The sequence below is a fragment of the Delftia sp. 11MD genome (assembly GCF_050907895.1).
Classification (GTDB): domain Bacteria; phylum Pseudomonadota; class Gammaproteobacteria; order Burkholderiales; family Burkholderiaceae_C; genus Comamonas; species Comamonas tsuruhatensis.
In genome coordinates this window covers 937,705-963,619 of sequence record NZ_CP194333.1, presented here as the reverse complement: position 1 = coordinate 963,619, position 25,915 = coordinate 937,705, and the positions used below count along the sequence as shown (strand labels likewise).

The 25,915-nt window shown below is 69.0% G+C and carries 24 protein-coding genes and 1 riboswitch; of the genes, 18 read left to right on the top strand and 6 right to left on the bottom strand.

Annotated features, from left to right (window positions below; genetic code table 11):
• The 3 genes from ACRSCF_RS04390 to ACRSCF_RS04380 form a co-directional block, all read right to left on the bottom strand.
• Nucleotides 1-2,232 carry a TonB-dependent receptor gene (locus ACRSCF_RS04390; RefSeq protein ID WP_034367926.1) on the bottom strand — a complete coding sequence of 744 codons (2,232 nt, stop codon included), beginning with the start codon at nt 2,230-2,232 and terminating at the stop codon, nt 1-3.
• 129 nt (nt 2,233-2,361) lie between these two features.
• A riboswitch (cobalamin riboswitch) is annotated at nt 2,362-2,645 on the bottom strand.
• 54 nt (nt 2,646-2,699) lie between these two features.
• Nucleotides 2,700-3,608 carry a CHAD domain-containing protein gene (locus ACRSCF_RS04385; protein WP_244387805.1) on the bottom strand — a complete coding sequence of 303 codons (909 nt, stop codon included), beginning with the start codon at nt 3,606-3,608 and terminating at the stop codon, nt 2,700-2,702.
• Nucleotides 3,609-3,665: 57 nt separating this feature from the next.
• Complete coding sequence (locus ACRSCF_RS04380) at nt 3,666-4,157, bottom strand: YbaK/prolyl-tRNA synthetase associated domain-containing protein (protein WP_016448791.1); 492 nt, start codon at nt 4,155-4,157, stop codon at nt 3,666-3,668.
• Nucleotides 4,158-4,238: 81 nt separating this feature from the next.
• Here ACRSCF_RS04380 and ACRSCF_RS04375 point away from each other — a divergent pair, with 81 nt between their 5' ends.
• Together ACRSCF_RS04375 and ACRSCF_RS04370 are read left to right on the top strand one after the other, a co-directional pair.
• The gene (locus tag ACRSCF_RS04375; RefSeq protein ID WP_016448792.1) at nt 4,239-4,880 is read left to right on the top strand and encodes a helix-turn-helix transcriptional regulator; all 642 of its coding nucleotides are present in this window, start codon (nt 4,239-4,241) and stop codon (nt 4,878-4,880) included.
• A 44-nt stretch (nt 4,881-4,924) separates the two neighbouring features.
• Entirely contained in the window at nt 4,925-5,887 is a 963-nt protein-coding gene (locus ACRSCF_RS04370) for a threo-3-hydroxy-L-aspartate ammonia-lyase (RefSeq protein ID WP_244387804.1), read from the top strand.
• A gap of 31 nt (nt 5,888-5,918) precedes the next feature.
• Here the strand turns inward: ACRSCF_RS04370 and ACRSCF_RS04365 are convergent, their stop codons facing one another.
• The gene (locus ACRSCF_RS04365) at nt 5,919-6,653 is read right to left on the bottom strand and encodes an NUDIX hydrolase (RefSeq protein WP_244387803.1); all 735 of its coding nucleotides are present in this window, start codon (nt 6,651-6,653) and stop codon (nt 5,919-5,921) included.
• An 87-nt stretch (nt 6,654-6,740) separates the two neighbouring features.
• On the opposite strand from ACRSCF_RS04365, the gene ACRSCF_RS04360 reads away from it, so the two are divergent.
• The 6 genes from ACRSCF_RS04360 (at nt 6,741) to ACRSCF_RS04335 (ending at nt 12,434) form a co-directional block, all read left to right on the top strand.
• Nucleotides 6,741-7,814, top strand: a complete 1,074-nt coding sequence (locus tag ACRSCF_RS04360; RefSeq protein ID WP_034397141.1) for an SPFH domain-containing protein — start codon at nt 6,741-6,743, stop codon at nt 7,812-7,814.
• Entirely contained in the window at nt 7,801-8,733 is a 933-nt protein-coding gene (locus tag ACRSCF_RS04355) for a sugar kinase (protein ID WP_034367930.1), read from the top strand. The genes ACRSCF_RS04360 and ACRSCF_RS04355 overlap by 14 nt, the downstream gene beginning before the upstream one ends.
• 17 nt (nt 8,734-8,750) lie before the next feature.
• Nucleotides 8,751-9,464: a DUF4291 domain-containing protein gene (locus ACRSCF_RS04350; protein WP_244387802.1), complete on the top strand. Its 714-nt coding sequence runs from the start codon at nt 8,751-8,753 to the stop codon at nt 9,462-9,464.
• The gene (locus tag ACRSCF_RS04345) at nt 9,461-10,033 is read left to right on the top strand and encodes an NADAR family protein (protein ID WP_034367932.1); all 573 of its coding nucleotides are present in this window, start codon (nt 9,461-9,463) and stop codon (nt 10,031-10,033) included. Before ACRSCF_RS04350 ends, ACRSCF_RS04345 begins: the two co-directional genes overlap by 4 nt.
• A gap of 6 nt (nt 10,034-10,039) precedes the next feature.
• Nucleotides 10,040-11,008, top strand: a complete 969-nt coding sequence (locus ACRSCF_RS04340; protein ID WP_244387801.1) for an ADP-ribosylglycohydrolase family protein — start codon at nt 10,040-10,042, stop codon at nt 11,006-11,008.
• A gap of 286 nt (nt 11,009-11,294) precedes the next feature.
• Nucleotides 11,295-12,434 carry a fimbrial protein gene (locus ACRSCF_RS04335; protein ID WP_324622990.1) on the top strand — a complete coding sequence of 380 codons (1,140 nt, stop codon included), beginning with the start codon at nt 11,295-11,297 and terminating at the stop codon, nt 12,432-12,434.
• 15 nt (nt 12,435-12,449) lie between these two features.
• Here the strand turns inward: ACRSCF_RS04335 and ACRSCF_RS04330 are convergent, their stop codons facing one another.
• Complete coding sequence (locus ACRSCF_RS04330; protein ID WP_016448801.1) at nt 12,450-12,863, bottom strand: lysozyme inhibitor LprI family protein; 414 nt, start codon at nt 12,861-12,863, stop codon at nt 12,450-12,452.
• 233 nt (nt 12,864-13,096) lie between these two features.
• On the opposite strand from ACRSCF_RS04330, the gene ACRSCF_RS04325 reads away from it, so the two are divergent.
• The 10 genes from ACRSCF_RS04325 to metC all read left to right on the top strand — a co-directional run bounded on the left by ACRSCF_RS04325 (nt 13,097) and on the right by metC (nt 22,923).
• A complete protein-coding gene (locus tag ACRSCF_RS04325; protein WP_244387800.1) occupies nt 13,097-13,957 on the top strand; it encodes a transporter substrate-binding domain-containing protein in 861 nt (286 codons plus the stop codon).
• A 102-nt stretch (nt 13,958-14,059) separates the two neighbouring features.
• Nucleotides 14,060-14,983: a transporter substrate-binding domain-containing protein gene (locus ACRSCF_RS04320; RefSeq protein WP_047219607.1), complete on the top strand. Its 924-nt coding sequence runs from the start codon at nt 14,060-14,062 to the stop codon at nt 14,981-14,983.
• Nucleotides 14,980-15,798 carry a transporter substrate-binding domain-containing protein gene (locus tag ACRSCF_RS04315; RefSeq protein ID WP_034367936.1) on the top strand — a complete coding sequence of 273 codons (819 nt, stop codon included), beginning with the start codon at nt 14,980-14,982 and terminating at the stop codon, nt 15,796-15,798. The genes ACRSCF_RS04320 and ACRSCF_RS04315 overlap by 4 nt, the downstream gene beginning before the upstream one ends.
• Entirely contained in the window at nt 15,795-17,315 is a 1,521-nt protein-coding gene (locus tag ACRSCF_RS04310) for an FAD-binding oxidoreductase (RefSeq protein WP_034367938.1), read from the top strand. The genes ACRSCF_RS04315 and ACRSCF_RS04310 overlap by 4 nt, the downstream gene beginning before the upstream one ends.
• The gene (locus tag ACRSCF_RS04305; protein ID WP_034367940.1) at nt 17,312-18,583 is read left to right on the top strand and encodes an aminotransferase class I/II-fold pyridoxal phosphate-dependent enzyme; all 1,272 of its coding nucleotides are present in this window, start codon (nt 17,312-17,314) and stop codon (nt 18,581-18,583) included. The genes ACRSCF_RS04310 and ACRSCF_RS04305 overlap by 4 nt, the downstream gene beginning before the upstream one ends.
• Entirely contained in the window at nt 18,580-19,329 is a 750-nt protein-coding gene (locus tag ACRSCF_RS04300) for an amino acid ABC transporter permease (RefSeq protein ID WP_034367941.1), read from the top strand. Before ACRSCF_RS04305 ends, ACRSCF_RS04300 begins: the two co-directional genes overlap by 4 nt.
• Complete coding sequence (locus ACRSCF_RS04295; RefSeq protein WP_034367942.1) at nt 19,319-20,140, top strand: amino acid ABC transporter permease; 822 nt, start codon at nt 19,319-19,321, stop codon at nt 20,138-20,140. The genes ACRSCF_RS04300 and ACRSCF_RS04295 overlap by 11 nt, the downstream gene beginning before the upstream one ends.
• Nucleotides 20,127-21,005, top strand: coding sequence for an amino acid ABC transporter ATP-binding protein (locus ACRSCF_RS04290; protein ID WP_043823875.1), 879 nt, complete (start codon nt 20,127-20,129; stop codon nt 21,003-21,005). Before ACRSCF_RS04295 ends, ACRSCF_RS04290 begins: the two co-directional genes overlap by 14 nt.
• A gap of 26 nt (nt 21,006-21,031) precedes the next feature.
• Nucleotides 21,032-21,703, top strand: a complete 672-nt coding sequence (locus tag ACRSCF_RS04285; protein WP_244387799.1) for a cysteine dioxygenase family protein — start codon at nt 21,032-21,034, stop codon at nt 21,701-21,703.
• Nucleotides 21,700-22,923 carry a cystathionine beta-lyase gene (metC, locus tag ACRSCF_RS04280; RefSeq protein ID WP_034367943.1) on the top strand — a complete coding sequence of 408 codons (1,224 nt, stop codon included), beginning with the start codon at nt 21,700-21,702 and terminating at the stop codon, nt 22,921-22,923. The genes ACRSCF_RS04285 and metC overlap by 4 nt, the downstream gene beginning before the upstream one ends.
• A 729-nt stretch (nt 22,924-23,652) precedes the next feature.
• Here the strand turns inward: metC and ACRSCF_RS04275 are convergent.
• The gene (locus ACRSCF_RS04275) at nt 23,653-25,863 is read right to left on the bottom strand and encodes a rhodanese-like domain-containing protein (RefSeq protein WP_034363369.1); all 2,211 of its coding nucleotides are present in this window, start codon (nt 25,861-25,863) and stop codon (nt 23,653-23,655) included.
• Between the last annotated feature and the right edge of the window lie 52 nt (nt 25,864-25,915).

Below are 25,915 nucleotides of genomic sequence, written 5' to 3'. Positions count from 1 at the left end.
TCAAAACTCTGCCTGCAGGCCGACCATGAGTTCGCGCCCGGCCATCGACGTTCCGCAGCCGCCGTTCTGGTACGCCGGGTTGGCGATGCAGGGCGCGCGGTCCAGCGCGATGAAGATGGGATGGCGGTTCAGGTCGAACAGGTTGTTCACGGCCGCGAACAGCTTGACGCCCGGCGACACGCGGTAGTCGGCACGCAGGTTCCAGATGGTGAAGGCGCCCTTGCGGTGGATGAAGGTGCTGCGGGGCTCGCCCTGCGGGATGAGCAGCGCCTCTTCCGTGTCGTACCACATGGGACCGCGCAGCAGCGTGGACAGCTGCAGGCTCCAGTCGCCCTGCAGGCGCCCGCTGCCGCGCCCGTAGCGCACGCCGGCCGAGGCCTCGTAGCGGTACATGCGCTGCACCTTGTCGGTATTGGCCGAGGCTGGCGATCCCTTGTCCCGCATGCTGAAGTGGTAGTAGCCGCCAGCCCAGGCCTTGAGCTGGTGGCCCGTCAGGTTCAGCGCCCGCGCCAGGTCCATGTCGGCCTGCATTTCCAGGCCGCGCGCCACGATGTCGGCCGCGTTGTTGGCGTAGTCCGAGGTATTGGTCGCGGCCCCGCGCGAGACGGTGATGATGCGGTCGCTGATGGTGTTCTGGAACAGGGCCGCATCCACGCGCCAGCCGGGCTGCTGCAGCGCGGCGCCGACCTCGATCTGGCGGCTGGTCTCGGGCTTGAGGTTGGGGTTGCCGAAGGTGCGGCCACCGCCGACGGCCGTGAAGTCCGAGGCCAGCTCCGTGGCCGTGGGCGCGCGAAAGCCCGTGGAGGCCGCAGCGCGCAGCGTGAGCCGGTCCGTGGCCTTCCAGGTGGCGCCGGCCGACCAGGTGTGGTTGTCGTAGTCGCGCGTGCTGGCCTGGGCCAGGGCCAGGTTGGGCGTATCGTCGAAGCGCGTCGTGCCCCAGGTCTTGCGCAGGCCGGCACGCAGGGTCAAGCGGTCGTCGAACAGGGTCTGCGCGTCCTCGAAGTACAGCGCGTGCACCTGCTCGGTCTGGTTGTTGTCGTAGGGCGCGACCTGGCCCGCCGGGCCGCCCGGCATGGCCACGCGCAGGCGGTCGGAGCGCAGCTTGCTGCGCTCCCAGTCGAAGCCCATCAGCAGGTCATTGGTCTGGCTCACACGCAGGCGCGGCTGAAAGCGCAGGCCCGTGGCGTCCAGCTGGCGGTGGTTGTAGTCGCGCGCCGTGCCGGGCACGGCGCTGTTGCCCGAGCGGATCACGGGCGATGCCCAGTTGAATTCATCGGTATCGACCAGGCTGTAGAGGTGGGTCGTCCAGCTCAGGCGCTGGCCGGGCAGTGCGCCTTCGTAGGTCAGGTCCAGCGAGCGGTTGCTGCGGTTGTCGCGGCTGTAGATGTTGGCGCCCGATCCGCGAAAGCCCGCGTTGTAGATGCCGTCCGTGCGCAGCTGCAGCTCCACGCGGTGCAGCTCGTGCAGCTGCCAGCCCAGGGCGCCACTGGCGCCGCGCCGCTTCCAGCCCGTGTTCTCCATGCGCGTGCCGCCATCGCCCGACTCGTAGTCGCCGCGCCCGCCTGCGCTCACGCCGAAGTACCAGTCGAAGCGGTCATTGGCGCCGGCCGTCTGCGCATCGGTGCGCCACAGGTCCCACGAGCCGGCCTGGACCTGGGCGCGCGTGCCGGGCGCCGTCGCTCCCGTCTTCATGATGATGTTGACCACCCCGCCCATGGCCTGGCTGCCGTAGATCACCGAGGACGGGCCGCGCACGATCTCGATGCGCTCCACATCCGAGGGGCTGAGCTTGGACAGGTTGGCCGTGCCCGCGCGCCGGCCGTTGACCAGCACCAGCACTTGGCTGCGGAAGTCGCGCCCCTGGCCGTCGGTGGAGGCGCCGCGCAGGTTCATCGAGGTCTGGGCCGCCGTCCATTCGCTGAGAAAGCCCACGGCGTTCTCGGCCAGCAGGTCGGTGACCGAGCGCGCGCTGGAGCGCTCTATGGCCTCGCGGTCGATGGTCTGCGTGGTGCCCGCGATGCGGCTGCGCGCCTCGGGCCGCGCCGTGGCGGTCACGAAGACGGCGTCCAGCGCATCGTCGGCGGATGCACCGGCTTTGCCGGCCGCCGGTTCCTGTGCGGCGCCGGCCGCCGCGGCGCAGCAGGCCAGCACGGCCGCAGCGGTGGCCGGGCGCAGGAAGGGAGGAAGGGGAAAGGGGCCGGAACAATCGGCGGCCAAAGAAGCGAAGCGCATGCGTTGAATCCAACTGCCCCAGTCACCCGTGGGGCCTATCGTCTGAACCACGCCGCACGGCGCGCACGCCGGAGCCGGCCACGCCAGCGCAGGCTGGGGCCGGACCGGACAGGCGCACTCCCGCGGCGTCCGAAAGCAATGCAGAAGGCCGGTATCCGGGCTTGCGGAACGCTGCGGCGCGCAGGGTGGGCGCGCTGCAGCAGGCATCCCCGCCTTCCCATGTCCGTCCAGACACAGTGGCTTGCGGCGCGCAACCGGTGGGTGGCGCGCCAGCGTGGGGAGTTGTATTCCGCTGACCGTTGCGGGGGCAGCGCAGGCATTGCGAGCGGCCACCTCGATGGCATCGCGCACCTGCTTCCCGTTGAACCCCTGGCCGGCAAGCGGCATGGGGCACCTTCAGCAACAGCGCACCGCCACGGCCCAGGGGCTGCGGCGGTGCGCCAGCGGCGGATTATCGCTGATGCTGTCTAGAGCCAGAAGCCCGGCACCCGGGCCAGCGCCCGCAGCGCGCGGCGGCTGCTGCGCGCGCTGGTGGCCAGGCGGGCCTGCAGGTAGCCGGCGGCAAACCAGGCGCGCGGATCCGTGCCGGCCTCGTCACGAAAAAGCGCGGCCGCCACGGCCATGTCGTTGTGCAGGCCCAGCGCGTCCTGGGCGGGCACCAGCGCCTCGGCAAAGCGCCGGCCCTTTTTGCCGGGCCACATTCCGGGCGCGAATTCCCGCGCGAAGTCCGCCAGGTAGCGCAGGCGCTTGAGCCGCTTGCGCACGCGGTGCTGCTGCGCCAGCGGCAGGCGGTCGAAGTGCCGGCCGTCGCGCAGCACCTGGCGGTGCAGGCGCGCCAGCCGCCGTGCCAGGTACTTGCGCGTGCCTGCGGCGGACAGGCTGACCAGGCCGGGCTGCCGCTTGCCTGCAGGCGCCTGCGCCAGCGCATGGATCTCGGCCAGCGTTTGCAGGAACTGCGGCTCGCGCACCGCAGCGGCCGCGTCCGCGTCGGCCTGCCCGGCATCCGGCACGGTCCATTCGCACAAGGGCGCATCGGCGTCCTGCAGCAGCGGCCGCACCACGTCGGCCAGGGTGCCGGCATCGCGCAGCGTGCCCAGGCGCGCAAAGGCCAGGGCCAGCGGGGCATCCCATTCGGCGCGCATGCCGGGCGCCAGCCCTGCGCATTCGCGCAGCAGGGTGCGCAGGCGCCGCAGGGCCACGCGCAGCTGGTGGATGCGTTCGGCCTCGCCGCTGCCGGCGTCCACGGCATCCACGGCATCCACGGCATCCACGGCATCCATATGCGACTGCACCTGGGCCAGTGCGGCAGCCAGCGTCGCACGCACAAAGCCGGCCGCATCGGGCCGGTCGGGGAACTGCCTGGCAGGGGTGGTCATGGTCAGGAGAGGATGTGCGGGCGTTGCTGCGATTGTGGGCACCGCCCGGCCCCCGGGTCAATCGGCGCCATCCCCGCTCAGGCTGTGCAGCGCGGGCCGGGCAATGCGCACATAGTCGGCCGAGTCCAGCACGATGGAGCGGTCCAGCCGGCCCGCATTGAAGGCGATCTCGGCAAAGCGCTCCACCAGTGCCGGGTCCACCACCAGGCGCACCTGCGGGTTGAAGGAGAACGGCGGCACCGATCCCATCACGCAGCCGGTGGCGGCCTGGGCCTCCTCGGGCGAGGCCAGCGTGGCCTTGCGCACGCCCACGGCCTGGGCCAGGCGCTTGAAGTCCAGCTTGCGGTCGCCGGGCAGCACGGCCAGGAACAGCTGGGGATCGCCCGCACCGGCCGCATCGCGGCTCTTGCAGAGCATGGCCTTGGCGCCCTGGCCGGGTGCCGTGCCCCGGATTTCGGCGACGAGGTCGGAGCGGCCCTCGGCAGGGTGCTCGATCACGCGAAAGCGCGCGTCCTGGGATTGCAGCAGGTGAACAAGGGTGTCGAACATGGCAGGGAGCACAAGAAACGGACAAGAAGGCAGGTCGCCTGGGTTTTGACATTTTGTCCAATTCAAAACAAAATGTCCAATATGACACAACGCACTCCCGAGCAGCGCCAACTGCTGGAACAGGTGGCCAAGATCGCCGAAGGCCTGGGCCAGACCCTTGCCCCGTTCTGCGAGGTGGTGGTGCATGACCTGCTCGACCCGTCCCATGCGGTGCTGGCCATCCACAACAATCTCTCGGGCCGCGAGGTCGGCCAGGGCGCGACCGAGCTGGGCCTGGCCCGCATCCAGGACCCCGGCTACGAGCAGGTCATCGCCAACTACCCCAACCAGTTCGCCGATGGCCGCCAGGCCAAGAGCACGTCCATCGGCATCCGCGACTCCGAGGGCCGCTACATCGCCGCCCTGTGCATGAATGTGGACCTGACGATGTTCCAGGGCTTCCAGAGCATGCTCAACCGCTTTGCCGCCGTCAGCGGCGACACGCCGGCCCGCGAAATGCTGGCGCCCATGGGCGCCGGGGCCGGTGCCGACACGGTGCGCGCCCGCATCGACCAGTTCGCGGCGCGCCTGGCGACCACGCCGCGCGCCCTCAAGCCCGAGGAGCGGCGCGCCCTGGTCCGTGAACTCAAGGGCGACGGCCTGCTGGACCTTCGCCGCTCCATGGAGACCATTGCCGCCCACCTGGGCGTGTCGCGCGCCACGGTCTACAGCTACGCCAAGTAGGTCCCGGCACCCCGCCGGTCTGCAACCCCTTCTCTCCCGTACCGATGACAAGCCTTCCCACCTACGACGACGTGGCCGCAGCGGCCCAACGCATCCAGGGCCATGCCCACCGCACGCCCGTGCTCACCTCGCGCACGCTGGACGAGGCGCTGGGCGCCCGTGTCTTCCTCAAGTGCGAGAACCTGCAGCGCATGGGCGCCTTCAAGTTCCGGGGCGCCTTCAACGCCCTGTCTCGCTTCAGCGCCGCGCAGCGCAAGGCCGGCGTGGTGGCGTTTTCCTCGGGCAACCACGCCCAGGCCATTGCACTGGCTGCCAGGCTGCTGGAGATTCCCGCCACCATCGTCATGCCGCATGACGCGCCCGCCGCCAAGGTGGCGGCCACCAAGGGCTATGGCGGCCAGGTGGTGGTCTACGACCGCTATACCGAAGACCGCGAGCAGATCGGCCGCGACCTGGCCGAGCGCCACGGCCTGACCCTGATCCCGCCCTACGACCATGCCGACGTGCTGGCCGGCCAGGGCACGGCCGCCAAGGAACTGTTGGAGGAAACCGGCCCGCTGGACGCCCTCTTCGTGCCGCTGGGCGGCGGCGGCCTGCTGTCGGGCACCGCCCTGTCCACGCGTGCGCTCAGCCCCGGCTGCGCCCTCTACGGCGTGGAGCCCGAGGCCGGCAACGACGGCCAGCAGTCGCTGCGCGCAGGCCGCATCGTCCACATAGACACCCCAAAGACCATTGCCGACGGCGCCCAGACCCAGCACCTGGGCGGCATCACCTTCCCCATCATCCAGCGCGACGTGACCGACATCCTCACCGCCAGCGATGCCGAGCTGGTCGATGCCATGGGCTTCCTGGCCACGCGCATGAAGCTCGTGGTCGAGCCCACCGGGTGCCTGGGCCTGGCCGCCGCGCGCCAGAAAGGCGAGGAGCTGCGCGGCCGGCGCGTGGGCATCATCCTGAGCGGCGGCAACGTGGACATGCAGCGCTTTTGCAGCCTGCTGGGCGCCTGATCCTGATCCTGGCCCTGATCGAAGGCCGCCCTCACCCGCGCGGGCTGAAAGTGCGCGGAAACACCACGGGCGCGCTGCGGTCGGCCAGGCGGTAGCCCATGGCGGGGCGGCGTGACGTGCCCTCCACCTGGCCGGCCTCCACCAGAAAGCCGGCCGCCATCATGCGCGTGCGAAAACCGCTCTTGTCCACAGGGCGGCCCAGCACCACTTCGTAGGCCTGCTGCAGCTGCGGCAGCGTGAAGGGCTCGGGCAGCAGAAAGGCCGGCAGCGAGGTGTATTCCACCTTGCCCCGCAACCGCTCCACCGCTGCGCGCAGGATCTCGCCGTGGTCGAAGGCCAGCGCAGGCGCGCGCAGCAGTTCATCGACGGCAAACCACGACACATCGGCCGCATTCGCTCCCTTGGCCAGGATCAGGTCATGGCCCGGGATCAGCGCGAAATACACATGCGTGGCCGACCAGCCACGCGGGTCGCGCGCCGCGCCGCCCCAGCTTCCCAGCTGCTCCAGGTAGGGGCTGTCCACACCCGTCTTGTCCAGCAGCTTGCGCCGCGCGCAGGCCAGCAGGTCCGCGTCCTGGCGCACATCCACAAAGCCGCCGGGCAGCGCCCACAGCCCCGGGAACGGCTCGCTGCCCGCCGTGGGGCGCTGCACCAGCAGCACTTGCAGGGCATCGTCTGCCACCGTGAAGATGACCACGTCCACCGTGGTGAAAGGGCGCGGGAAGTCCAGCACGCCCTGCGGGGATGGGGAATTTTTTTCAGCCATGGGATGGATTGTGCTTGACGTGCCGGATTTTAAGTTGCACTATGCAACCCATACAAGTTGTACAAAGCAACTTAAAGGAGAAGCACCATGTTCGGCATCCGTTTCATCAAGTCCCAACCCACGGTCCACCTCATGCAGTTCCGCGCCGGCAAGGTGGTGCGCGAGGGTGCGGGCCAGTCCTTCTTCTACTACGCGCCCACCACCACCCTGGTCGCCGTGCCCGTGGGCAGCCAGGACTGCCACTTCATGCTGGAGCTGGTGACGGCCGACTTCCAGAGCGTCACCGTGCAGGGCCAGGTCACCTACCGCATCAGCACACCGCGCCAGACCGCCACGCTGATGGACTTCTCCCTGGCGCGCGACGGCCAGAAATACATGTCCGAAGACCCGCAGCGCCTGGGCGACCGCGTGACCATGCAGGCCGAGGTCATCATCCAGCAGGCCGTGCAGGCGCTGGAGCTCAAGCAGGCGCTGCGCTCCTCGGCACTCATTGCGCGCACGGCCCAGCAGGAGCTGGCCGCCCAGCCCGAGATCGAGGCGCTGGGGCTGGAGATCCTGGGCGTCTCGGTCATGGCCGTCAAACCCACGCCCGACATCGCCCGCGCCCTGGAGGCCGAGGCGCGCGAGTCCAACCTCAAGGCTGCGGACGACGCCGTCTATGCCCGCCGCATGGCTGCCGTGGAAAACGAGCGCGCCATCCGCCAGAACGAGCTCGATACCGACGTGGCCGTGGAAAAGAAAAAGCGCCAGATCCGCGAGGCCCAGCTGGAAGCCAAGGCCGCCCAGATGCGCAAGGAAAACGAGCTGCGCGCCGAACAGATGTCTGCCGACGTGGCGCTGGAGACCAGCCGCCGCGACTTCGTCGAAGGCCAGGCCGCCAACAGCCGCACCCTGGCCGAGGCCGAGGCCTACCGCGTGGGCGCCGTCATGCAGGCCCTGGAAAAGGCCGATCCGCGCATCGTGCAATCGCTGGCCGCCGTGGGCATGCAGCCGGGCCAGCTCATCGCCCAGGCCTTTGGCGGCATTGCCGAGAAGGCCGAGCGCATCGGCCAGCTCAACGTCTCGCCCGAGCTGCTGCAGTCGCTCATGGGCGCCGGTGCAGGCCATGCAGCTGCCGTGGCCGATCCCGAACCCGCAAGGAGCCGCCGTGAACGCCAATGAACGCAAGACCGTGCTGGTGGTGCGGCGCACGCGGCTCGATGAGCTGGTGGCCAGGTACCACACGCTGTCCCAGGCGCGCTTCTACATCGAGCACCTGGGTGCCGACTTCGGCGACTACCTGCGCGAAAGCGCCGCCTACGCCGCCGCCCTGCAGGCCGTGGTGCAGGCCCTGGAGGCACGCGGCCGCTACCAGATCGTGGACCGCGCCCTGGTGCCCAACTTCGTCTTCGGCGCCGACGACATCGTCGTGGCACTGGGCCAGGACGGCATGGTGGCCAACACCATGAAATACCTGGACGGCCAGCCGCTCATCGGCGTCAACCCCGAGCCCGCACGCTGGGACGGCCTGCTGCTGCCCTTCGCCCCCGCCGACCTGGCCGCCCTGCTGGGCGACGTGGCTGCCAACCGCCGCCCCACGCGCGCCGTCACCCTGGCCGAAGCGCGCCTGAGCGACGGCCAGGTGCTGCGCGCCGCCAACGACCTGTTCATCGGCCCGCGCAGCCATACCTCAGCCCTGTACGACATCGCGCTGGGCGACCGGCGCGAATCCCAGTCGTCCTCCGGCCTCATCGTCGCCACGGGGCTGGGCTCCTCGGCCTGGATCAAGAGCATCGTCACGGGATCGATGGGCATTGCCCGCGCCGTGCGCGGCGCGTCCACCGACTTCGACTACCAGCCCTTCGCCTGGGATGCGCCACGCCTGGACTTCGCCGTGCGCGAGCCCTTTCCCAGCCGCTCCTCCACGGCCGAGCTGGTCTACGGCCAGGTCACCGCCGGCCAGCCGCTGACCCTGCGCTCGCGCATGCCCGACCATGGCGTCATCTTCTCGGACGGCATGGAGGCCGACTACCTGCAGTTCACGGCGGGCATGCAGGCCACCATCGGCCTGTCGGACCGGCAGGGCTGTCTGGTGGTGTGAAGGACCGGCCCTGCAGCGTGGCGCAGCGCCCTCAGAACACCTACAACAACAACAACAACAACGACAGCGACAACGACAACGACAACGAACAGACCATGAATCTCGCAACAGCACCCTACCTGCAGCAATCTGCCACCTGGCCTTCCGAGGGAGAGCACATCCTCGCCCACTACGACGACTCCACCGTGGTGGTCTACCAGGCCTATCGCCCGGCCATCGGCCTTCACGCGCTGGAGCATGGCCGGTTCGGCGGCCCGGACTTCAGCTTCGCGCGCATGAGCTGGATCAAGCCCAATTTCCTCTGGATGATGTATCGCTGCGGCTGGGCGACCAAGGCCGGCCAGGAAGTCATCCTCGGCCTGCGCATACGCCGGACTTTCTTCGAGAGCCTGCTGGATGCCGCCGTACCTTCCACCTTCAACCCCCGGCTCTACGCTGGCCTGCCCGAGTGGCAGCAAGCGGTGGCCACCTCCGAGGTGCGCCAGCAATGGGATCCGGACCATGCCCCCAGCGGCGCCAAGCTGCCGTTGCGTGCCATCCAGCTGGGCTTGCGTGGCAAGCTGCTACGCAGTTTCGCCACGGAGGAACTGCTGGAGGTCATTGACATGACATCCTTCGTCACCGAGCAGCGGGCCCATGCCCAGGATGGAAATCCGATGCTCATGACTCCCGTGGAGCGCGTCTACGTGCGGCTCGACAGGAAGAATTGCGCACCTGAGAACTCCGTATGACCACCACAGACCACATCGCCTCCCTGCAAGACCTCCAGCACGCCATGGCCCAGGGTCTCACCCCGCGCTTCCTGCCGTTCTGGGGCCACCAGCCTGCGGCCGATGGCTCCATCGGCAAGACCTGCATGAGCCAGTGGTTCGAGGCGGGCTTCGAGGTCGATGGCCAGCACTACCCCACGGCCGAGCATTTCATGATGGCGGGCAAGGCGCGGCTGTTTGGCGACGAGGCGGCGCACGCGGCCATCGTGCGCTGCCGCACGCCGGGCGAGGCCAAGAAGCTGGGGCGTGGCATCCAGGGCTTTGATGAAGCGGCCTGGGTGGCCGCGCGCATGGGCATCGTGGTGCGCGCCAACCAGGCCAAGTTCTCCCAGAACCCGGCCCTGGCCGGCTATCTGCTGAGCACGGGCGACCGCGTGCTGGTGGAAGCCAGCCCCGTGGACGCCATCTGGGGCATCGGCCTGGCTGCCGACGATGTGCGCGTCACCGACCCCGCGCGCTGGCAGGGCCTGAACCTGCTGGGCTTTGCCCTCATGCAGGTGCGGGCGCGGCTGCGCAGCACCGCTCCCTGACCGACCATGATCAAGAGCACAGGCATGGCCATGGACACGCTGGACCGATACCGTGGCGCCCTGCTGGGCCTGGCCTGCGGCGACGCCGTGGGAACGACGCTGGAATTCCAGCCGCGCGGCAGCTTTGCGCCGCTGACCGACATGGTGGGCGGCGGCCCCTTCTCGCTGCCCGCAGGCAAGTGGACCGACGACACCTCCATGGCCCTGTGCCTGGCCGAAAGCCTGCTCCAGCGCGGCGGCTGCGACCCGCAGGACCAGATGGCGCGCTATGCCAACTGGTACGAATGGGGCTACTGGAGTTCCACCGGCAACTGCTTTGACATCGGCATGGCCACCAGGGCGGCCATCCAGCGCTTCCTGGCCTCCGGCGATCCGCTGGCCGGGTCGCCCGACCCGGACCAGGCCGGCAACGGCTCCCTGATGCGGCTGGCGCCCGTGCCCATGTTCTTCGGCCCCGACGAGGACCTGGTGCAGCGCATGGCTGAACTCAGCTCACGCACTACCCACGCGGCACCTGAATGCCTGCAGGCCTGCCGCCTGTTCGCCGTGGCGCTGTGCCGGGCACTGCAGGGACTGCCCCGGCAGCAGGTTCTGGACCTGGGCGGCGTTCTGCAAGACGGCGCCAACCCGCGCCTGCGGGAGATTGCCCGTGGCGACTATCGCGACAAGCCGGCCGCACAGATTCGCGGCAGCGGCTACGTGGTGGACAGCCTGGAGGCGGCCCTGTGGTGCTTTGCGAGGCATGACAGCTTTGAAGGCGCAGTGCTGCAGGCCGCCAACCTGGGCGATGACGCCGACACCACGGCAGCCATCACGGGCCAGTTGGCCGGAGCCTTCCACGGCGCCAGCGGCATTGCGGGCCGCTGGCTGGAACGCCTGCACCTGGCCCCTGAGATCACAGCCCTGGCCGATGCGCTCTGGCAAGCCGCCAGAGGTGCCAGGGACGCTTCTCCGACCGCACCTCTCAGCACCTGAGCGGCCTGGCGCGCTCACGACAGTCGCCGGGGCCGCGAGCGGACTGAACCAGGCTTGTCTGCGCGACCTCCCACGCGCCCGAGCTCCGTGACACTCGGGCCTTGCTCTTTACGAATGGCGTGCATGGGTGGCTTTTGACTGAGCCACGCTCCATTTTCAGAACAATCTGATTGCATCAACTCATATCTTCGGCGTAGAGTGTGAAATACCTAAGAGGCCACACATCGAATGATTCGATGCTTTCATTTCCACCCCTCCTTAGTCACTCAAAAGTTCGATAAAACTATTGCGTGATATTTTCGAGAATCATACTTCAGCAATGGAGCGAATCAGTATCATGCATTTTTCTTTCATTCCCTCATTTCCTTCGCAAGTACGCCGCCTTGCATTGATCGCCCTTCCATTTCTCATCGCCTTTTCAGCGGCAACGATGAACACCAATGCCTTTGCCGGTGGCGTATTCTCCCCCACCAGCTCCAGCATTTCACTGCCCGAGGAAATAACAGTACCCGGAAATTACGCCAACGGATCGACGCTATGGAAGTCTACGGTAACCGTATTTAATCTGCGAGCAGTGCTGAACACGGCATTCGAGTACGATGTTGAAAAAGCCGTTGTAGCTGCCAATGTCCAATCCGGAAGCAAGACGCCCGGATACAATAATGTCTACAGCACCAATATTCCCGGCATTGGAATCCGCTGGTGGGCCACATGGCGCGGCCCCGGCGCTCCCAGTGGCAGAACCATGCCCATTACCACCGAATCAGAAAATAATTCGGGCGCGCTGGGTTATTTCTGGAATACTTCATCCCGCCAGGATGTCTGGATCGAGCTGGTGAAAACCGGCAACGTTTCCGCTGGCACGCTAACGGGCTCCGGGATGAACGTCGAGATGCGATTCCAGTGCCCCGGCTGCACCGCAGGATACGTCAACCTGTCCGGCCGCACCAGGGTGGTGGTCGGTCCCTCCTGCTCGGTGGCCGCCTCGGCCATCTCCGTACCCATGGGCGCTGTGCCCATCCTGCGATTCACGGGCCTCCAATCCACCTCCATCCCCCAGCACTTCGACATCACGCTGGAATGCAAGGGCGGCGCGCCCGCAAGCGTTCTGCACCCCCACGTCACGCTCACCGATGCCAACGACACCAGCAATCGGAGCACCGTCCTGACCTTGAGCCAGGCCACGTCAGGCGGCAAACCGGTTGCCACCGGAATAGGCATACAGATACTGAAGGATGGCACCGCACTCGCATACGGCCCCGACTCCAACGTGCCTGGCAACACCAACCAATGGAGTGCGGGAACCATCGTTCAGGGCGTTGCCCAGTTCAAGATCCCGCTGACTGCCAAATACGTGCAGACCGCTGCGGCAGTCACGACGGGGCAGGCCAACGGCAGGGCCACCTTCACGCTGAACTACCAGTGAGCAGCGTCGCCGCCCTCAGGGCTTCTTGTCCAGCTGCATTTCCCAGGACTTGAGCTGCTTGGCGCGGGCGCGGGCGAAGTCGCTCCAGCAGTTGGTGCGCGCATCGTCCTTGGCAAAGCTGGCCGAGTTGAATTCAGAGAGGAACTCGCAGGCACTGCGCGCGTACTGCACCCAGTTCCTCTGCGCCACTTCCAGCTCTTCCGACGCCTGGGGCATGCGCGCCTTGAGCTTGAGCGACAGCGAGACGTAGGCGGCATTGACCAGGGCCACGTTCTGCTCCTGCAGGCAGGCGCGCACCTCGGACATGTTGGTGGAGCTTTCCTCGCAATTGCCAGAACTCGTGGGGTTGGCGGCCCGGGCCACGGGGCTGGCACACAACAGGGCAGCGCAGGCGAGAGGGGCGAGTAGGGACGCTAGGGCTTGGTGCATGGAAGAGGGCTCGCTGGGAGGTGCCGGTGGGCGCAGCACCCCGGCCGTCGCGATTACACCATCGACCCGCCCTGCCTCGGGCCCACATTTCCCTGGTGATCACCCTGATGCAGCGACGCAAAGTGCATAAACATGCTCCCAAAGCTTTGTTGCCGTGGGTCAAGGGCGGCCAGAAGATGCAGGCGTACGCATCTTTCGTTGGCCCTGTTATTCCCCGCTCCCCCGCTCCCGCCATGCACACAAGCCCCACCCTGCGCCGCCAGCCCCGCGCCACCCTTTCCGCATCCCTGACCTTCATCGCCGCCGCGCTGGCCCTGGCCTGCACCCAGGCCCGGGCCGATGCCACGCTGGACAAGATCAAGCAGCGCGGCAAGGTCACCATTGGCGTGCTGGTCAATGGCGGGCCCTTCGGCTCCATCGACCCGTCCACCCAGCAGCTGGTGGGCTGGAACCCCGAGCTGGCACGCGCCCTGGCCAAGGGCCTGGGCGTGGAGGCCGAGCTGGTCCAGGTGCAGACCGCCACGCGCGTGCAGTTTCTGCAGGCCGGCAAGGTGGATCTGCTGATCGCCTCCATGGAGCTGAACCCCGACCGTGCCGAGACCCTGGGCTACGCGCCCACGCCCTTCTACCGCGTGGGCGGCACTGCCGCCGTGCGCAAGGGCAGCGGCATCGCCAAGTGGGAAGACCTGCGCGGCAAGCCCGTGTGCGTGTCCCAGGGCAGCAGCTTTGCCAAGCCGCTGGCCAGCGAGTACGGCGCCCAGGTGCATGGCTACAAGAGCTCGTCGGACTCGCTGCTGGCGCTCAAGGGCGGCAACTGCGTGGCCGCCGTGCATGACAGCACGCTGATCTACCCGCTGCTGCGCAGCAACCCCGAATGGGCGCAGTACTCGGCCCCCATCGCCAGCGAGGTGCTGCCCGCGCCTTCCGTGGTCTGGACCCGCAAGGGCGAGGCCGACACCATCGCCGCCGTGGACAAGGTGGTGCAGGACTGGCACCGCACGGGCTGGCTGATCGCCGCCGAAAAGCGCGTGGGCATCGAGCCGGCCAACCCGCTGCTGCCCGAGCTGCAGGCCAAGTTCAAGTCCGCCAGCTGACTGCCGGCCGCCACGGCGGTCCACCCCTGCTTTTTTTCCGACCACCCAGGCCCAGGCCCCGCAAGACGGGGCCGGGCCTTCCGTTCCCTGATGGATTCACGCATGCCCCGCCTTCTTCCTCCCCTTGCCGCCGCCCTGGCCCTGCTGCTGGGCGCCGGTGCCGCCCACGCCGATGCCACGCTGGACAAGATCAAGCAACGCGGCAAGCTGTCCGTGGGCATCGACGGCGCCAGCCCGCCGTTCGGCGTGCTGGATCCCGCCACCGGCAAGACCGGCGGCTACCAGACCGAGCTGGCCGCCGACATCGCGCGCCGCCTGGGCGTGCCGCTGGAGACGGTTCCCGTGACGGCCTCCACGCGCGTGCAGTTCCTGCAAAGCGGCAAGGTGGACCTGTTGATCGCCAACATCCAGTGGACGCAGGAGCGCAGCGAGATCCTCTCGTTCGCGCCCACGCCCTATGACCTGATCGGCGGCGGCGCCCTGGTGGCCAAGGCCAGCGGCATCAAGCGCTGGGAAGACCTGCGCGGCAAGGTGGCCTGCGTGTCGCAGGGCAGCAACTTCGCCAAGCCCCTGGCCGAGAGCTATGGCGCCGTGGTCAAGGGCCTGCGCGGCATTCCCGAGTCGCTGCTGGCGCTCAAGGGCGGCACCTGCGCGGCTTCGGTCCATATCCAGCCCGCCCTTTATGAAAAGCTCACCGGCCCGAATGCAGCCGAGTGGAAGGACTTCGAGCTGGGCACGCAGGACCAGTTGATTCCCTCGCCCACCGTGGTGTGGACGCGCCGCGGCGAGGCCGACACCCAGGCCTTCGTGGACAAGGCCATACAGGACTGGCACCGCACGGGCTTTCTGCTCAAGGTGGCCCGCGCCAGCGGCGTGCCCGACACCTGGATCGCCGAGCGCCACGAGCGCGCGCTGAAGGGCCAGTTCGACCGCGCGCCCTACGACTTCGCGGTGTATGCGGCAGCGCAGGCACAAGTGCAGGCGACGCAGGCAACCCAGGCCGCCGCCAAGGGAGCCAAGCCATGAAGCCGAGTCGCACCACACTGGCGGCCCTGCTCGCCCTCACGGCCCTGGCAGCCCATGCCGACGCCACGCTGGACCGCATCAAGCAGCGCGGCAAGATCGTGGTGGGGGTGATGCTTTCGGGGCCGCCGTTCGGCACCATAGACCCCGTCACGCAAAGGCACGTGGGCTACAACGTGCAGCTGTCCGAAGGCGTGGCCAAGGGCCTGGGCGTGGGGGTGGAGACCGTGCAGGTCCAGCCGTCCAACCGCGTGCAGTTCCTGCAGCAGGGCAAGGTGGACATCCTGATCGCCAACATGCAGTGGACGCAGGAGCGCAGCGAGATCCTGTCCTTCGTGCCCACGCCGTTCGAGGAAGTCGGCGGCGCCGCCATCGCCAAGAAGGGCAGCGGCGTGCGCCAGTGGGACGATCTGCGCGGCAAGCCCGTGTGCGTGTCGCAGGGCAGCAATTTCACCAAGCCGCTGGCCGATCAATACGGCGCCCAGATCAAGGCCTTCCGGGGCCAGCCCGAGTCGCTGCTGGCCCTCAAGGGCGGCAACTGCGCGGCCGCCGTGCATGTCAGCCCCACGCTGCGCGAACTCGTGGCCAGCAATGCGGACTGGAAGGACTACGAGATCGTCTCGCCCGCCGACATCATTCCCTCGCCCTCGGTGATCTGGCTGCGCAAGGGCGAGTCCGACACGCAGGCGGCCATCGACCGCATCGTGCAGGACTGGCACCGCACGGGCTGGCTGATCGAGGTGGAGCAGCGCAACGGCATGACGCCCACGCCGCTGCTGCACCAGCTGCACGACAAGTTCAGGAAGGCGCCCGCATGAGCACCCACACCAGCACCAACACCGGCCCCGCCGACCTCATCACCGCGCTGCGCCACGCCCTGGGCGATGCCCATGTGCTCACGGGTGCCGATGCGGCCGGCTACCTGACCGACCAGCATGGCCGCCTCACGGGCCAGGCCCTGGCCGTGGCACGGCCTGCCGACACGGCCCAGGTGGCGCAGCTGGTGCGCCTGTGCCGCGCCCACCGAACGCCCATCGTGGCCCAGGGCGGCAACACCGGGCTGATGGGCGGCGCCACGCCCGACGCCTCGGGCCACGCCGTGCTGCTGTCGCTGGCGCGCCTGAACCGCGTGCGCGCCATCGACACCGACAACGACACCCTGACCGTGGAAGCCGGCGCCGTGCTGGCCCATGTGCAGCAGGCAGCGCGCGATGCGGGCCGGCTGTTTCCCCTCAGCCTGGGCTCCGAGGGCAGCTGCACCATTGGCGGCAACCTGTCCACCAACGCGGGCGGCACCCAGGTGCTGCGCTACGGCAACGCGCGCGAGCTGGTGCTGGGCCTGGAAGTGGTGACGGCCGAGGGCGACATCTGGGACGGCCTGCGCGGGCTGCGCAAGGACAACACCGGCTATGCGCTGCGCGACCTGTACGTGGGCAGCGAAGGCACGCTGGGCATCATCACGGCGGCCACGCTGCGCCTGCATCCACTGCCCCGCGCCCAGCACACGGCCCTGCTGGCCTTTGGCTGCATACGCGATGCGGTGGCCTTCCTCAGCCAGGCGCGGGCGGGCTTCGGCGCCAGCCTGACGGCGTTCGAGCTGATGTCGGACACGGCCCTGGGCCTGATAGACCGCCATGTGCCCGAGCAGCCGATACCGCTGGCGCTCAAGGCACCCTGGTTTGCTCTGATCGAGCTGTCCGACAGCGAGGGCGAGGACCATGCCCGCCAGCGCTTCGAGTGCGTGGTGGGCCAGGCCTTCGAGGACGGCCTGGTCACCGATGCCGCCATTGCCGAGAGCCTGCAGCAAAGCCAGGCCCTGTGGCGGCTGCGCGACCAGGCCCTGGGCGAGGCCCAGCGGCGCGACGGCCGCAACATCAAGCACGACGTGTCGGTGCCCATCTCGCGCATCCCCGACTTTCTTGCGGCCACGGCCGCGCTGCTGCAGGCGCGCTTTGGCGCCGTGCGGCCCGTGGCCTTCGGGCACCTGGGCGACGGCAACCTGCACTACAACGTCTCGCACGCGCCGGACAGCACGCCCGCGCATCTGTTTGCCCAGGAAGACGCCATCCACGAGGTGGTGCACGACAGCGTGCACGCCCACGGCGGCTCCATCAGCGCCGAGCACGGCGTGGGCCAGTCCAAGCGCGACCTGCTGCCCCGCTACAAGAGCGCCGTGGAGCTGCAGCTCATGCGGCGTCTCAAGCAGGCCTTCGACCCGCTGGGCCTGCTCAATCCCGGCAAGGTGCTGCAAGCCCTGCCGGACGATTTGCCGCACGACTTGCCGCAGGTCTCTCCATTGCCAGCCGCCGCATTCCAGGAAGGCACCACGCCATGACCACGCCCTTTCCCCTTTCGCAGCGCGTGCAGCGCGTCAGGCTCTCGCCCAATGCCGCGGCCAGCGCGCGGGCCACGGCCCTGGCCCGCCAGGGCCGCGACATCATTGCGCTGACCACGGGCGAGCCCGATTTCGACACGCCCGAGCCCATCAAGCAGGCCGCCATCGCGGCCCTGGCCCGTGGCGAAACCAAGTACACGCCCACGCCCGGCACGGCCGCGCTGCGCCAGGCCATCAGCGCCAAGTACCGGCGCGAGAACGGTCTGGACTTCGACGCCGGGCAGATCATCGTCAGCAACGGCGGCAAGCAGGTGATCTACAACGCGCTGGCGGCCACGCTGGACGCGGGCGACGAGGTCATCGTGCACGCGCCGTACTGGCCTTCGTTTCCCGACATCGTGCGCGTGAACGACGGCACGCCGGTCATCGTGGACTGCGGCATTGAGCAGGGCTTCAAGCTCACGCCGGCCGCGCTGCAGGCCGCCATCACGCAGCGCACGCGCTGGCTGGTGCTGAACACGCCGGGCAACCCCTCGGGCGCCGTCTACAGCCGCGAGGAACTGGCCGCCCTGGCCCAGGTGCTGCGCCTTCATCCGCAGGTGCTGGTGCTGCTCGACGAGCTGTACGAGCACATCTGGTTCACGCCCCAGGCCCCCGCGCACTGGCTGGCCGTGGCCCCAGACCTGCGCGAGCGCACGCTGCTGGTCAACGGCGTCTCCAAGACCTATGCCATGACCGGCTGGCGCATTGGCTGGGGCGCAGGCCCGGCCGCGCTGGTGCAGGCCATGGTGGTGATCCAGTCGCAGGCCTCGTCAGGCCCCAATTCCGTGGCCCAGGCCGCAGCCGCGGCGGCGCTGCAGTCGCCCGACCAGAGCTTTGTGCAGCAGGCCCGCAACGCCTATGCGCGGCGCGCGCAACGGGTCACCCAGGCGCTGGCCCAGGTGCCGGGCCTGGCCCTGCTGCCGCCGGGCGGATCGTTCTTTGCCTTTGTGCACTGCGGCGCGCTGATAGGCCACCTGCGCCCGGACGGCCAGCCCATCGCCAGCGACACCGACCTGACCGAATGGCTGCTGGAGTCCGAAGGCGTGGCTGCCGTGGATGGCGGGGCCTACGGCCTGTCGCCCTACTTCCGCATCTCCACGGCCGCCAGCGACGAGGTGCTGGCCGAGGCCACGGCCCGCATCGCACGCGCCGTGGCCGCGCTGAAAGACCCCGCTGCGCAAGCGCAAGCGCATGCACAGCCGGCCGCACTGGAGGCCGTGCCATGAACGACAGCCTGCTTGCCCAGGGCGTGCAAGCGCTCAAGGGCCTGGGCCTGAACTACGCCTTCGTGCTGGACGTGGCCGAGCGCCAGGCCTTTGTGCGCGGCATGTTCGTGACCGTGCAGCTGGCCCTGCTGACCATTGCCGGCAGCCTGGCGGCCGGCGTGTCGCTGGCGGCGGCCCTGACCTCGGGCCGCGCCTGGCTGGCACGGCCTGCGCGCGCCTTTGTGGAGGTCACGCGCAACACGCCCACGCTGGTGCAGCTGTACTGCGCCTTCCTGGTGCTCAACATGCTGATCACCCAGCAGCTGCGCGACTGGGGCGCGGGCAACAACCCGCTCACGCCCTTTGTCTGGGTGGTGATCGTGGTCTCGCTGCACAAGGGCGTGTTCCATGCCGAGGCGCTGCGCGCCGGCATCGAGGCCGTGCCCGCCACCACGCTGGAGGCGGCGCGCTCGCTGGGCTTTTCGCAGCGCCAGCTGCTGGTGCGCGTGCAGCTGCCGCTGGCCGTGCGCTTTGCCCTGCCCTCGCTGACCAACAACCTGGTGGACCTGGTGAAGATGACGGCCGTGGCCTCGGCCATTGCCGTGGGCGACGTGACCTACGAGTCCATCATGATCTGGTCGCAGCGCGACAACGTGCTGGAGCTGCTGCTGCTCATCCTGCTGTGGTTCGGCCTGCTGACCTGGCTGGTCAGCCTGGCGGGCCGCTGGCTGGAACAACACCTGAGGATGCCCGGCTATGGCCAATGAAGCCACCCTGAACACCGGCGCCGCGCCCCGCCTGCTGCCCGCCGCCCTGCTGCGCGCGGCGCGCAGCCCCTGGCTGATCGCGGGCGCCGCACTGCTGGTTCTGTGCGCCTGCTGGGCCGCCACGGACAGCGCCCCGCCTGCCTTCGTGCACCTGTGGAAATGGCTGCCTGCGCTGCTGCGCGGCCTCCTGGTCAACATCGAGATCAGCGTGCTGGCCGTGGCCATCGGCACCGTGGCCGGCCTGGTGCTGGGCGCCCTGTCGCTGTCGCCCACGCCAGCCGTGCGCACGGGCGTGCGCTGGTATGTGCAGCTGTTTCGCAATGCGCCCATCCTGGTGCTCATCTACTTCACCACCTATGTGTTCCCGTTCGAGCTGAAGCTGGTGGGCTGGACCTTTCCGTTCCCCGACTGGGTCAAGGTGGTGCTGGGCCTGGCCCTGCCCACCAGCGCCAACGTGGCCGAGATCTTCCGGGGCGCCATCCAGTCCATCCCCAGCGCGCAGTGGGAGGCGGCCCAGTCGCTGGCCTTTCGCCGCAGCGAGATCTTCCGCCTCATCGTGCTGCCGCAGTGCGTGCGCCGCATGCTGCCGCCGTGGATGAACCTCTACGCCAGCATCACCATGAGCACCTCGCTGGCCTCGCTGGTGGGCGTGCACGACGTGGTGGACACCGCCCAGATCGCCAGCAACACCGTGGCACGCACGGACTTCACCATCCTTGTGTACTTCACGCTGCTCGCGCTTTTCTTTGCCTATTGCTATCCCATCGCCCGGGCAACCCGGGCATTGGAGCGACGCCATGAACGCCACTGACTCCTTTCTCTCCCAACTCGCCACGGCCGATGCCCCCGCAGGCACGGCGCCCGCACTGGTCCACCTGCAGGATGTGCACCTGTCCTTTGGCGACAACCAGGTGCTCCAAGGCATCGACGTGCAGGTGCGGCGCGGCGAGGCGGTGACCATCATCGGGCCCTCGGGCTCGGGCAAGTCCACCATCCTGCGCTGCATCACCGGCCTGCTGAGGCCCCAGCGCGGCGCCATCTCGGTGGCGGGCACGCGCGTGGACCAGCTGCGCACCGAGGCCGAGCTGATCGCCCTGCGCAAGCGCGTGGGCTTCGTCTTCCAGCAGTACAACCTGTTCCCCCATCTGTCGGTGCTGGAGAACCTGGTCATCGCCCCCACGCGCGTGGTCGGCCGCGACCGCGCCACGGCCGAGCGCGAGGCCCGCGCCCTGCTGCAGAAGGTGCGCCTGGACCACAAGGAATCCGCCTACCCCGGCGAGCTGTCCGGCGGCCAGCAGCAGCGCGTGGCCATTGCGCGCGCCCTGGCCATGCGGCCCGAGCTGATCCTGTTCGACGAAGTGACCTCGGCCCTGGACCCCGAGACCGTGGGCGAGGTGCTGACCGTGATCCGCGACCTGGTCAGGGACGGCATGACCTGCGTGCTGGTCACGCACGAAATGCGCTTTGCCGAAGAGGTCAGCGACCAGGTCTATTTCACCGAGGCCGGCCGCATCGTCGAGCACGGCCCGGCCGCCCAGATCTTCGGCAGCCCGCGCAGCGAGCGCACGCGCGAATTCCTGCAGCGCGCCCTGGGCGATGGTGCACGGTCCAGGCCTGCGCCAGCCGCCCCGGCCACAACGCCGCTGCCCTTCAACAGCCTGCGCTTTGCCCTTTGACCCCCCACCTCCAGGAGCACATCCCCATGACCGCAGAAACAACGACTGAAACCCCGGCCGGCACAGGCGCAGATACAGGCACCCATACAGAAGCCGCCGCCCTGCGCCGCCAGGCCGTGGACGCCGCCCTGGCCGACGTGCGCCAGCTGCTGCAGGCCGGCGCGCCCGACCGCAGCACCCTGTCGGCCATCACCGCACGCCTGGAGCAGCTGGCCGCGCACAAGGCCTTGTTCAGCCGCGCGGACTTCCCCCCGCCCGCTCAGACCGAGGGCGTGGGCGCCTCCACGCGCTACCGCCTCAACCCGGCCGATGGCGATGCGGGCCTGGCCCTGTACCTGAACTCCATCAACCCCGGCAAGACCACGGCCCCGCACAACCACACGACCTGGGCCGTGATCGTTGCCGTCGAAGGCCAGGAGCTCAACCGCCTCTACGAGCGCACGGACGACCGCAGCGACCCCGCACGCGCCAGCATCCACCTGGAGCGCGAATTCACCGTGCAGCCCGGCGCCTCCATCGCCTTCCTGCCCGATGACATCCACAGCATTGCCGTCGTGGGCGAGCAGCCCACGCTGCACTTCCATCTCTACGGCCAACCGCTGGAAACCCTGAGCGGCCGCGTGGCCATCGACCCCGACACCGGCGAAGTCAAGAACTACAACGCCGCCTACTTCCGTCCCAGCGAGGCCGTGGCATGAGCATCCCCCAAGACAAGCAACGGCCCCTGGGCCCGTCGACCCGCCTGCTGCACGCAGGCACGCCGCCGCTGCAGGGCGGCTCCGGCCCCGTCAACGTGCCCGTGGTGCGCACCAGCACCGTGCGCTTTGCCGACAGCGCCGCCTACGCCGACCTGCACCACCGCCGCGAGGCCGGCGAGCGCGTGGCCTCCTACGGCCGCCACGGCCTGGACACGCACCGCGCGCTGGAAGACGCCGTGGTCGCGCTGGAGGGCGGGCACCGCGCCTTTCTCACGCCCTCGGGCCTGTCCGCCATCACCCTGGTGCTCATCGCCCTGCTATCGCCCGGCGACCATGCCCTGGTGGCCGACAGCGTCTACTCGCCCGTGCGCCGCGTGGACGCCACCTTGCTGCAGCGCCTGGGCATCACGCTGGAGTACTTCTCGCCCTCGCGCGACGATCTGGCCGGCAAGATCCGCCCCAACACCCGCCTGGTCTACCTGGAATCGCCCAGCTCCCTGCTCTACGAGGTGCTGGACCTGCCCGCCCTGGCCGCCGTGGCGCGCCAGCACGGCATTGCCGTGGCCACCGACAACACCTGGAGCGGCGGCTGGTTCTACCAGCCCCTGGAGCACGGCGCCAACCTCTCCATCCAGGCCGCGACCAAGTACATCGCCGGCCACTCCGACGTGATGCAGGGCATCGTCATCACCGACGGCCCCGCGCTGTCCAAAAAGATATCCACCGCCTACGAGGCCCTGGGCCTGACCATAGGCGCCGACGACGCCTACCTGGCACTGCGCGGCCTGCGCACCCTGCCCGTGCGCCTGGCCCAGCACCAGCGCCACGCCACCGAAATCGCCCAGTGGCTGGAGCAGCAGCCCCAGGTCGGCCGCGTCTTCTACCCGGCCCTGCCCTCCGATCCCGGCCATGCGCTGTGGAAGCGGGACTTCAGCGGGGCCAGCGGGCTGGTGTCATTCGCGTTTGCCGAAGGGGTGGACGCCGGTGCCGGCGCCGTGTTCGTTGACTCGTTGCGGCAGTTTGCGCAGGGGGCTTCCTGGGGCGGGTATGAGAGCCTGGCGCTGGTGGCGCAGCCTGAGAGGCTGCGGGAGCACAGTGTGTGGGCGGGGACTGCGCCTGTGGTGCGGCTGCATGTGGGGCTGGAGGATCCTTTGGATCTGATTGCGGATCTGGAGAGGGGGTTTGGGGGAGTGGTTGAGCGGTTCAGGCTGGCTGCCTGAGCTTCCTTTTTGACTCTGTCGCGCCTCTGGCGACAGAGGCCGGGTCTCGGCCCGGCAGCCGACTGCCCTTTCTTGATTCGCCAAGAAAGGTCAGATCAAAGAAGGCGACCCGGATGTCCGCGACCCCTTCGCTTCGCTGCGGGGCAACCTGCGTCGTGGCGGTTGCGGGGTTCGCCGTGAAACTCTCTTCGCGCTGCGCGCTACGTTCAAACATCACGGCGAGTCAGATGACGAAGCAGTCCTGTCCTTCGGCAGGACTGCAACCCCGCAACCACCACGCCGCAGGCGCTGACATACGGGGAGTTTGCCCGGGCCTTCGCTTCGCTCGGCCCCTGGTTTGAAGCCGAACGCAGTGATGGCGCCGGCTGTTGGCTGTTGGCTGTTGGCTGTTGGCTGTTGGCTGTTCCACAGCCTCCCCCCCTTCTGCCCACGCCTGCGTTGGGCGGGATGCGGGGTGGCAAGCCTGCCGAAGGACAGGCTTGCTTCGTTGTCTAGCTCGCCGTGATGTTTGAGTGAAGCGCGCAGCGCGCAACGAGTTTCACGGCGCACCCCGCATCCCGCCCAACGCAGGTCGCCCGCAGCGAAGCGAAGGGTCGTGGGCAGTTTGGGGCGCGCTTCTTTGCCCCGCTTTCTTGTCGCGCGACAAGAAAGCGGGTCGGCCGCCGGGCCGAAACCCGGCCTCGAAAAACAACCACCCGGCAGGGGCAAAAAGCAGACCAACAGCCAGACTCAAACAGCAGCCAGCAGCCGAATCCCAGCAGAACCATCCCGCTCCAACTGCTCAACCAACCCCAACTCCCAATCTAGATAAGCCCGAAACCCCGCATCCCTCAACCCCAGATCCCGATGCGCATAAGGGCTGTACCACTGGTCATCATCCCCCGTCAGCACATCCGCATCCCCCTGCCCCAGCGGCAGCCCGGCAGCAGCCCAGGCAGAAGTGCCGCCAACGACGGAACGCACATCGCGCCCGGTGCGCGCCGCCAGTTCGGCCGCCACGCTGCGCGCCAGCACGCCGTCCGGCGAGGTGAGCACCACGACCTGGGCCGGCGGCAGGGCCTGCACGAAGGAGGGCAGACGATCAGGCACGGCAAAGCGCGCACCGGCGATGTGCTGCTTCTCGAAGGCGGGCCGGCTGTCCACGTCGAAGACGATGGCACGGCCTTCGCCCAGCAGCTCCTGCGCCTGCTGCACGGACAGCTGGGGCGCAGGCGCGTGGGAGGCGAGCACGCGCACGGGTTCGGCGCCGACCTCCAGGGTGGCCAGCGTGGGCGGAACGTAGGTGAAGACTTCCCAGCCCAGCTGGGCCAGCCAGGCGCCGGTGGTGAGGGCGCGCACGCCGTCCCAGTCGGCCAGCACGATGCGTGCGCCGCGCGTGGCCGCGTATTCGTCGGTGGCCTGCACGAGTTGGCCGCCCGGCGCCCAGCGCCAGCCGGGCAGGTGGCCGGCCTGGTATTCCTCGCGGGTGCGCACGTCGAAGCGGTAGAGCGTGCGTTCGGTGGCTTCGGACTCGAAGCGGGCCAGTTCGGCCGCATCAATGGATTGCACGCCCGCGCGCTGTGCCACGCTGGCTGCGCGTTCGCGTGCCGTGGCCAGGGCGACGGCGCCGGGCTCGGGCAGCGGGGTGCGGCGGCCATGGGCCAGCCTGCGGCCGGTGAGCAGCCAGTCCATGGTGCCGTTGCGCAGCGAGACGACCGGGTTGGGGATGCCGGCGTCGATCAGGGTCTGCGCGCCCACGATGGAGCGCGTGCGGCCCGCGCAGTTGACGACGACCAGGGTTTGCGGGTCCGGGGCGATTTCGCCGATGCGGTAGACCAGTTCGGCCCCCGGCACGCTCAGGGCAAAGGGCAGGCTGAAGGCCGCGAATTCCTCGGGGGTGCGGCTGTCGACGACGACGATGTTGTCGCCGCGCTGCACGCGCGCGCCCAGCTCGTCCGAGGTGATCCAGGGCGTGTGCTTTTCATGCTCGATGACTTCGCCGAAGGCCTTGCTGGGCACGTTGGTGCCGCTGAAGATTTCCAGCCCCTCGGCCGCCCAGCCTTCGGTGCCGCCTTCCAGCACGGAGACATTGGGCCAGCCCAGGCGCACGAGCTTGGCGGCGGCTTCATGGGCCAGCGTGCCGTCGCCATCCACCAGCACGATGCGCGTGCCGCGGCGCGGCACCAGGCGGTCGATGAGCTGCTCCAGCCGCCAGGCCGGGGCCGGCGCCGCGAACAGGATGTGGCGGTGCGCGAAGACACCGGCCTCGCGCACGTCGAGCACGGCGATTTCCTCGCCGTCGGCCAGGGCCTGCCGGAGCGCGGCGGGCGTGACCAGCGCATGGCGAATGGACTTGGGCGGGCCGAAGGTGCGGAAGCTGCCGCCCTCCAGGCTCTCGAAGACCACGCGCTCGGGCATGCGCTCCAGGCCGCGCCCGTAGAAGTGCAGGTGCAGGCCGGGCTCCTCGCCGATCAGCTCGATGGTGTGCACGTCGGTGGGCGTGAGCACCACCGAGGTTCCGCTGCCCACATCGACGCTGCGCCCCACCGCCAGGGTGTCGCGCAGCGGGTCGTCGGTCTTGCCGCGTGTGAAGAACACGTTGCGCTCCACGCCTTCGACGCCCGCGATGATGGCCCAGGTGGTGTGGTCATGCGGCGGCTGAGACTTGCCCGGCAGGCCGGTGGACAGGTACAGCGCATAGCGCCCGCCCAGGTCTTCGCTGAGGCGGTAGACCTGGGCCGGGTTGCTGGCCGAGACGGGGAAGTGCGCATGCGGGAACAGTTCGCGCTGCAGGCCCAGCGCCTCCAGCTCGCGGGCCACGGCCTGCAGTTGCTCGGGCGTGGCCCGCTCGGGATCGGGGAGCAGGCGCCGGGCCGTGGCGATGAAGCCGGTGATGGCGGCTGCGCGGCGGCTGGCCACGTCGCTGCCGCTGAAGTCGATGGAGAGATGGGTCTGTGTCATGGGAGTGCCTGGGAGGACGTTCGCGGGAGGACACGAAGTTAGGCCTCTCCCG

Bases quoted from the DNA above. Each gene is read 5' to 3' on its own strand.
- ACRSCF_RS04390 (WP_034367926.1), bottom strand. From the start codon at position 2,232: ATGCGCTTCGCTTCTTTGGCCGCCGATTGTTCCGGCCCCTTTCCCCTT.
- ACRSCF_RS04385 (WP_244387805.1), bottom strand. From the start codon at position 3,608: ATGACCACCCCTGCCAGGCAGTTCCCCGACCGGCCCGATGCGGCCGGC.
- ACRSCF_RS04380 (WP_016448791.1), bottom strand. From the start codon at position 4,157: ATGTTCGACACCCTTGTTCACCTGCTGCAATCCCAGGACGCGCGCTTT.
- ACRSCF_RS04375 (WP_016448792.1), top strand. From the start codon at position 4,239: ATGACACAACGCACTCCCGAGCAGCGCCAACTGCTGGAACAGGTGGCC.
- ACRSCF_RS04370 (WP_244387804.1), top strand. From the start codon at position 4,925: ATGACAAGCCTTCCCACCTACGACGACGTGGCCGCAGCGGCCCAACGC.
- ACRSCF_RS04365 (WP_244387803.1), bottom strand. From the start codon at position 6,653: ATGGCTGAAAAAAATTCCCCATCCCCGCAGGGCGTGCTGGACTTCCCG.
- ACRSCF_RS04360 (WP_034397141.1), top strand. From the start codon at position 6,741: ATGTTCGGCATCCGTTTCATCAAGTCCCAACCCACGGTCCACCTCATG.
- ACRSCF_RS04345 (WP_034367932.1), top strand. From the start codon at position 9,461: ATGACCACCACAGACCACATCGCCTCCCTGCAAGACCTCCAGCACGCC.
- ACRSCF_RS04340 (WP_244387801.1), top strand. From the start codon at position 10,040: ATGATCAAGAGCACAGGCATGGCCATGGACACGCTGGACCGATACCGT.
- ACRSCF_RS04330 (WP_016448801.1), bottom strand. From the start codon at position 12,863: ATGCACCAAGCCCTAGCGTCCCTACTCGCCCCTCTCGCCTGCGCTGCC.
- ACRSCF_RS04325 (WP_244387800.1), top strand. From the start codon at position 13,097: ATGCACACAAGCCCCACCCTGCGCCGCCAGCCCCGCGCCACCCTTTCC.
- ACRSCF_RS04320 (WP_047219607.1), top strand. From the start codon at position 14,060: ATGCCCCGCCTTCTTCCTCCCCTTGCCGCCGCCCTGGCCCTGCTGCTG.
- ACRSCF_RS04315 (WP_034367936.1), top strand. From the start codon at position 14,980: ATGAAGCCGAGTCGCACCACACTGGCGGCCCTGCTCGCCCTCACGGCC.
- ACRSCF_RS04310 (WP_034367938.1), top strand. From the start codon at position 15,795: ATGAGCACCCACACCAGCACCAACACCGGCCCCGCCGACCTCATCACC.
- ACRSCF_RS04305 (WP_034367940.1), top strand. From the start codon at position 17,312: ATGACCACGCCCTTTCCCCTTTCGCAGCGCGTGCAGCGCGTCAGGCTC.
- ACRSCF_RS04300 (WP_034367941.1), top strand. From the start codon at position 18,580: ATGAACGACAGCCTGCTTGCCCAGGGCGTGCAAGCGCTCAAGGGCCTG.
- ACRSCF_RS04295 (WP_034367942.1), top strand. From the start codon at position 19,319: ATGGCCAATGAAGCCACCCTGAACACCGGCGCCGCGCCCCGCCTGCTG.
- ACRSCF_RS04290 (WP_043823875.1), top strand. From the start codon at position 20,127: ATGAACGCCACTGACTCCTTTCTCTCCCAACTCGCCACGGCCGATGCC.
- ACRSCF_RS04285 (WP_244387799.1), top strand. From the start codon at position 21,032: ATGACCGCAGAAACAACGACTGAAACCCCGGCCGGCACAGGCGCAGAT.
- metC (WP_034367943.1), top strand. From the start codon at position 21,700: ATGAGCATCCCCCAAGACAAGCAACGGCCCCTGGGCCCGTCGACCCGC.
- ACRSCF_RS04275 (WP_034363369.1), bottom strand. From the start codon at position 25,863: ATGACACAGACCCATCTCTCCATCGACTTCAGCGGCAGCGACGTGGCC.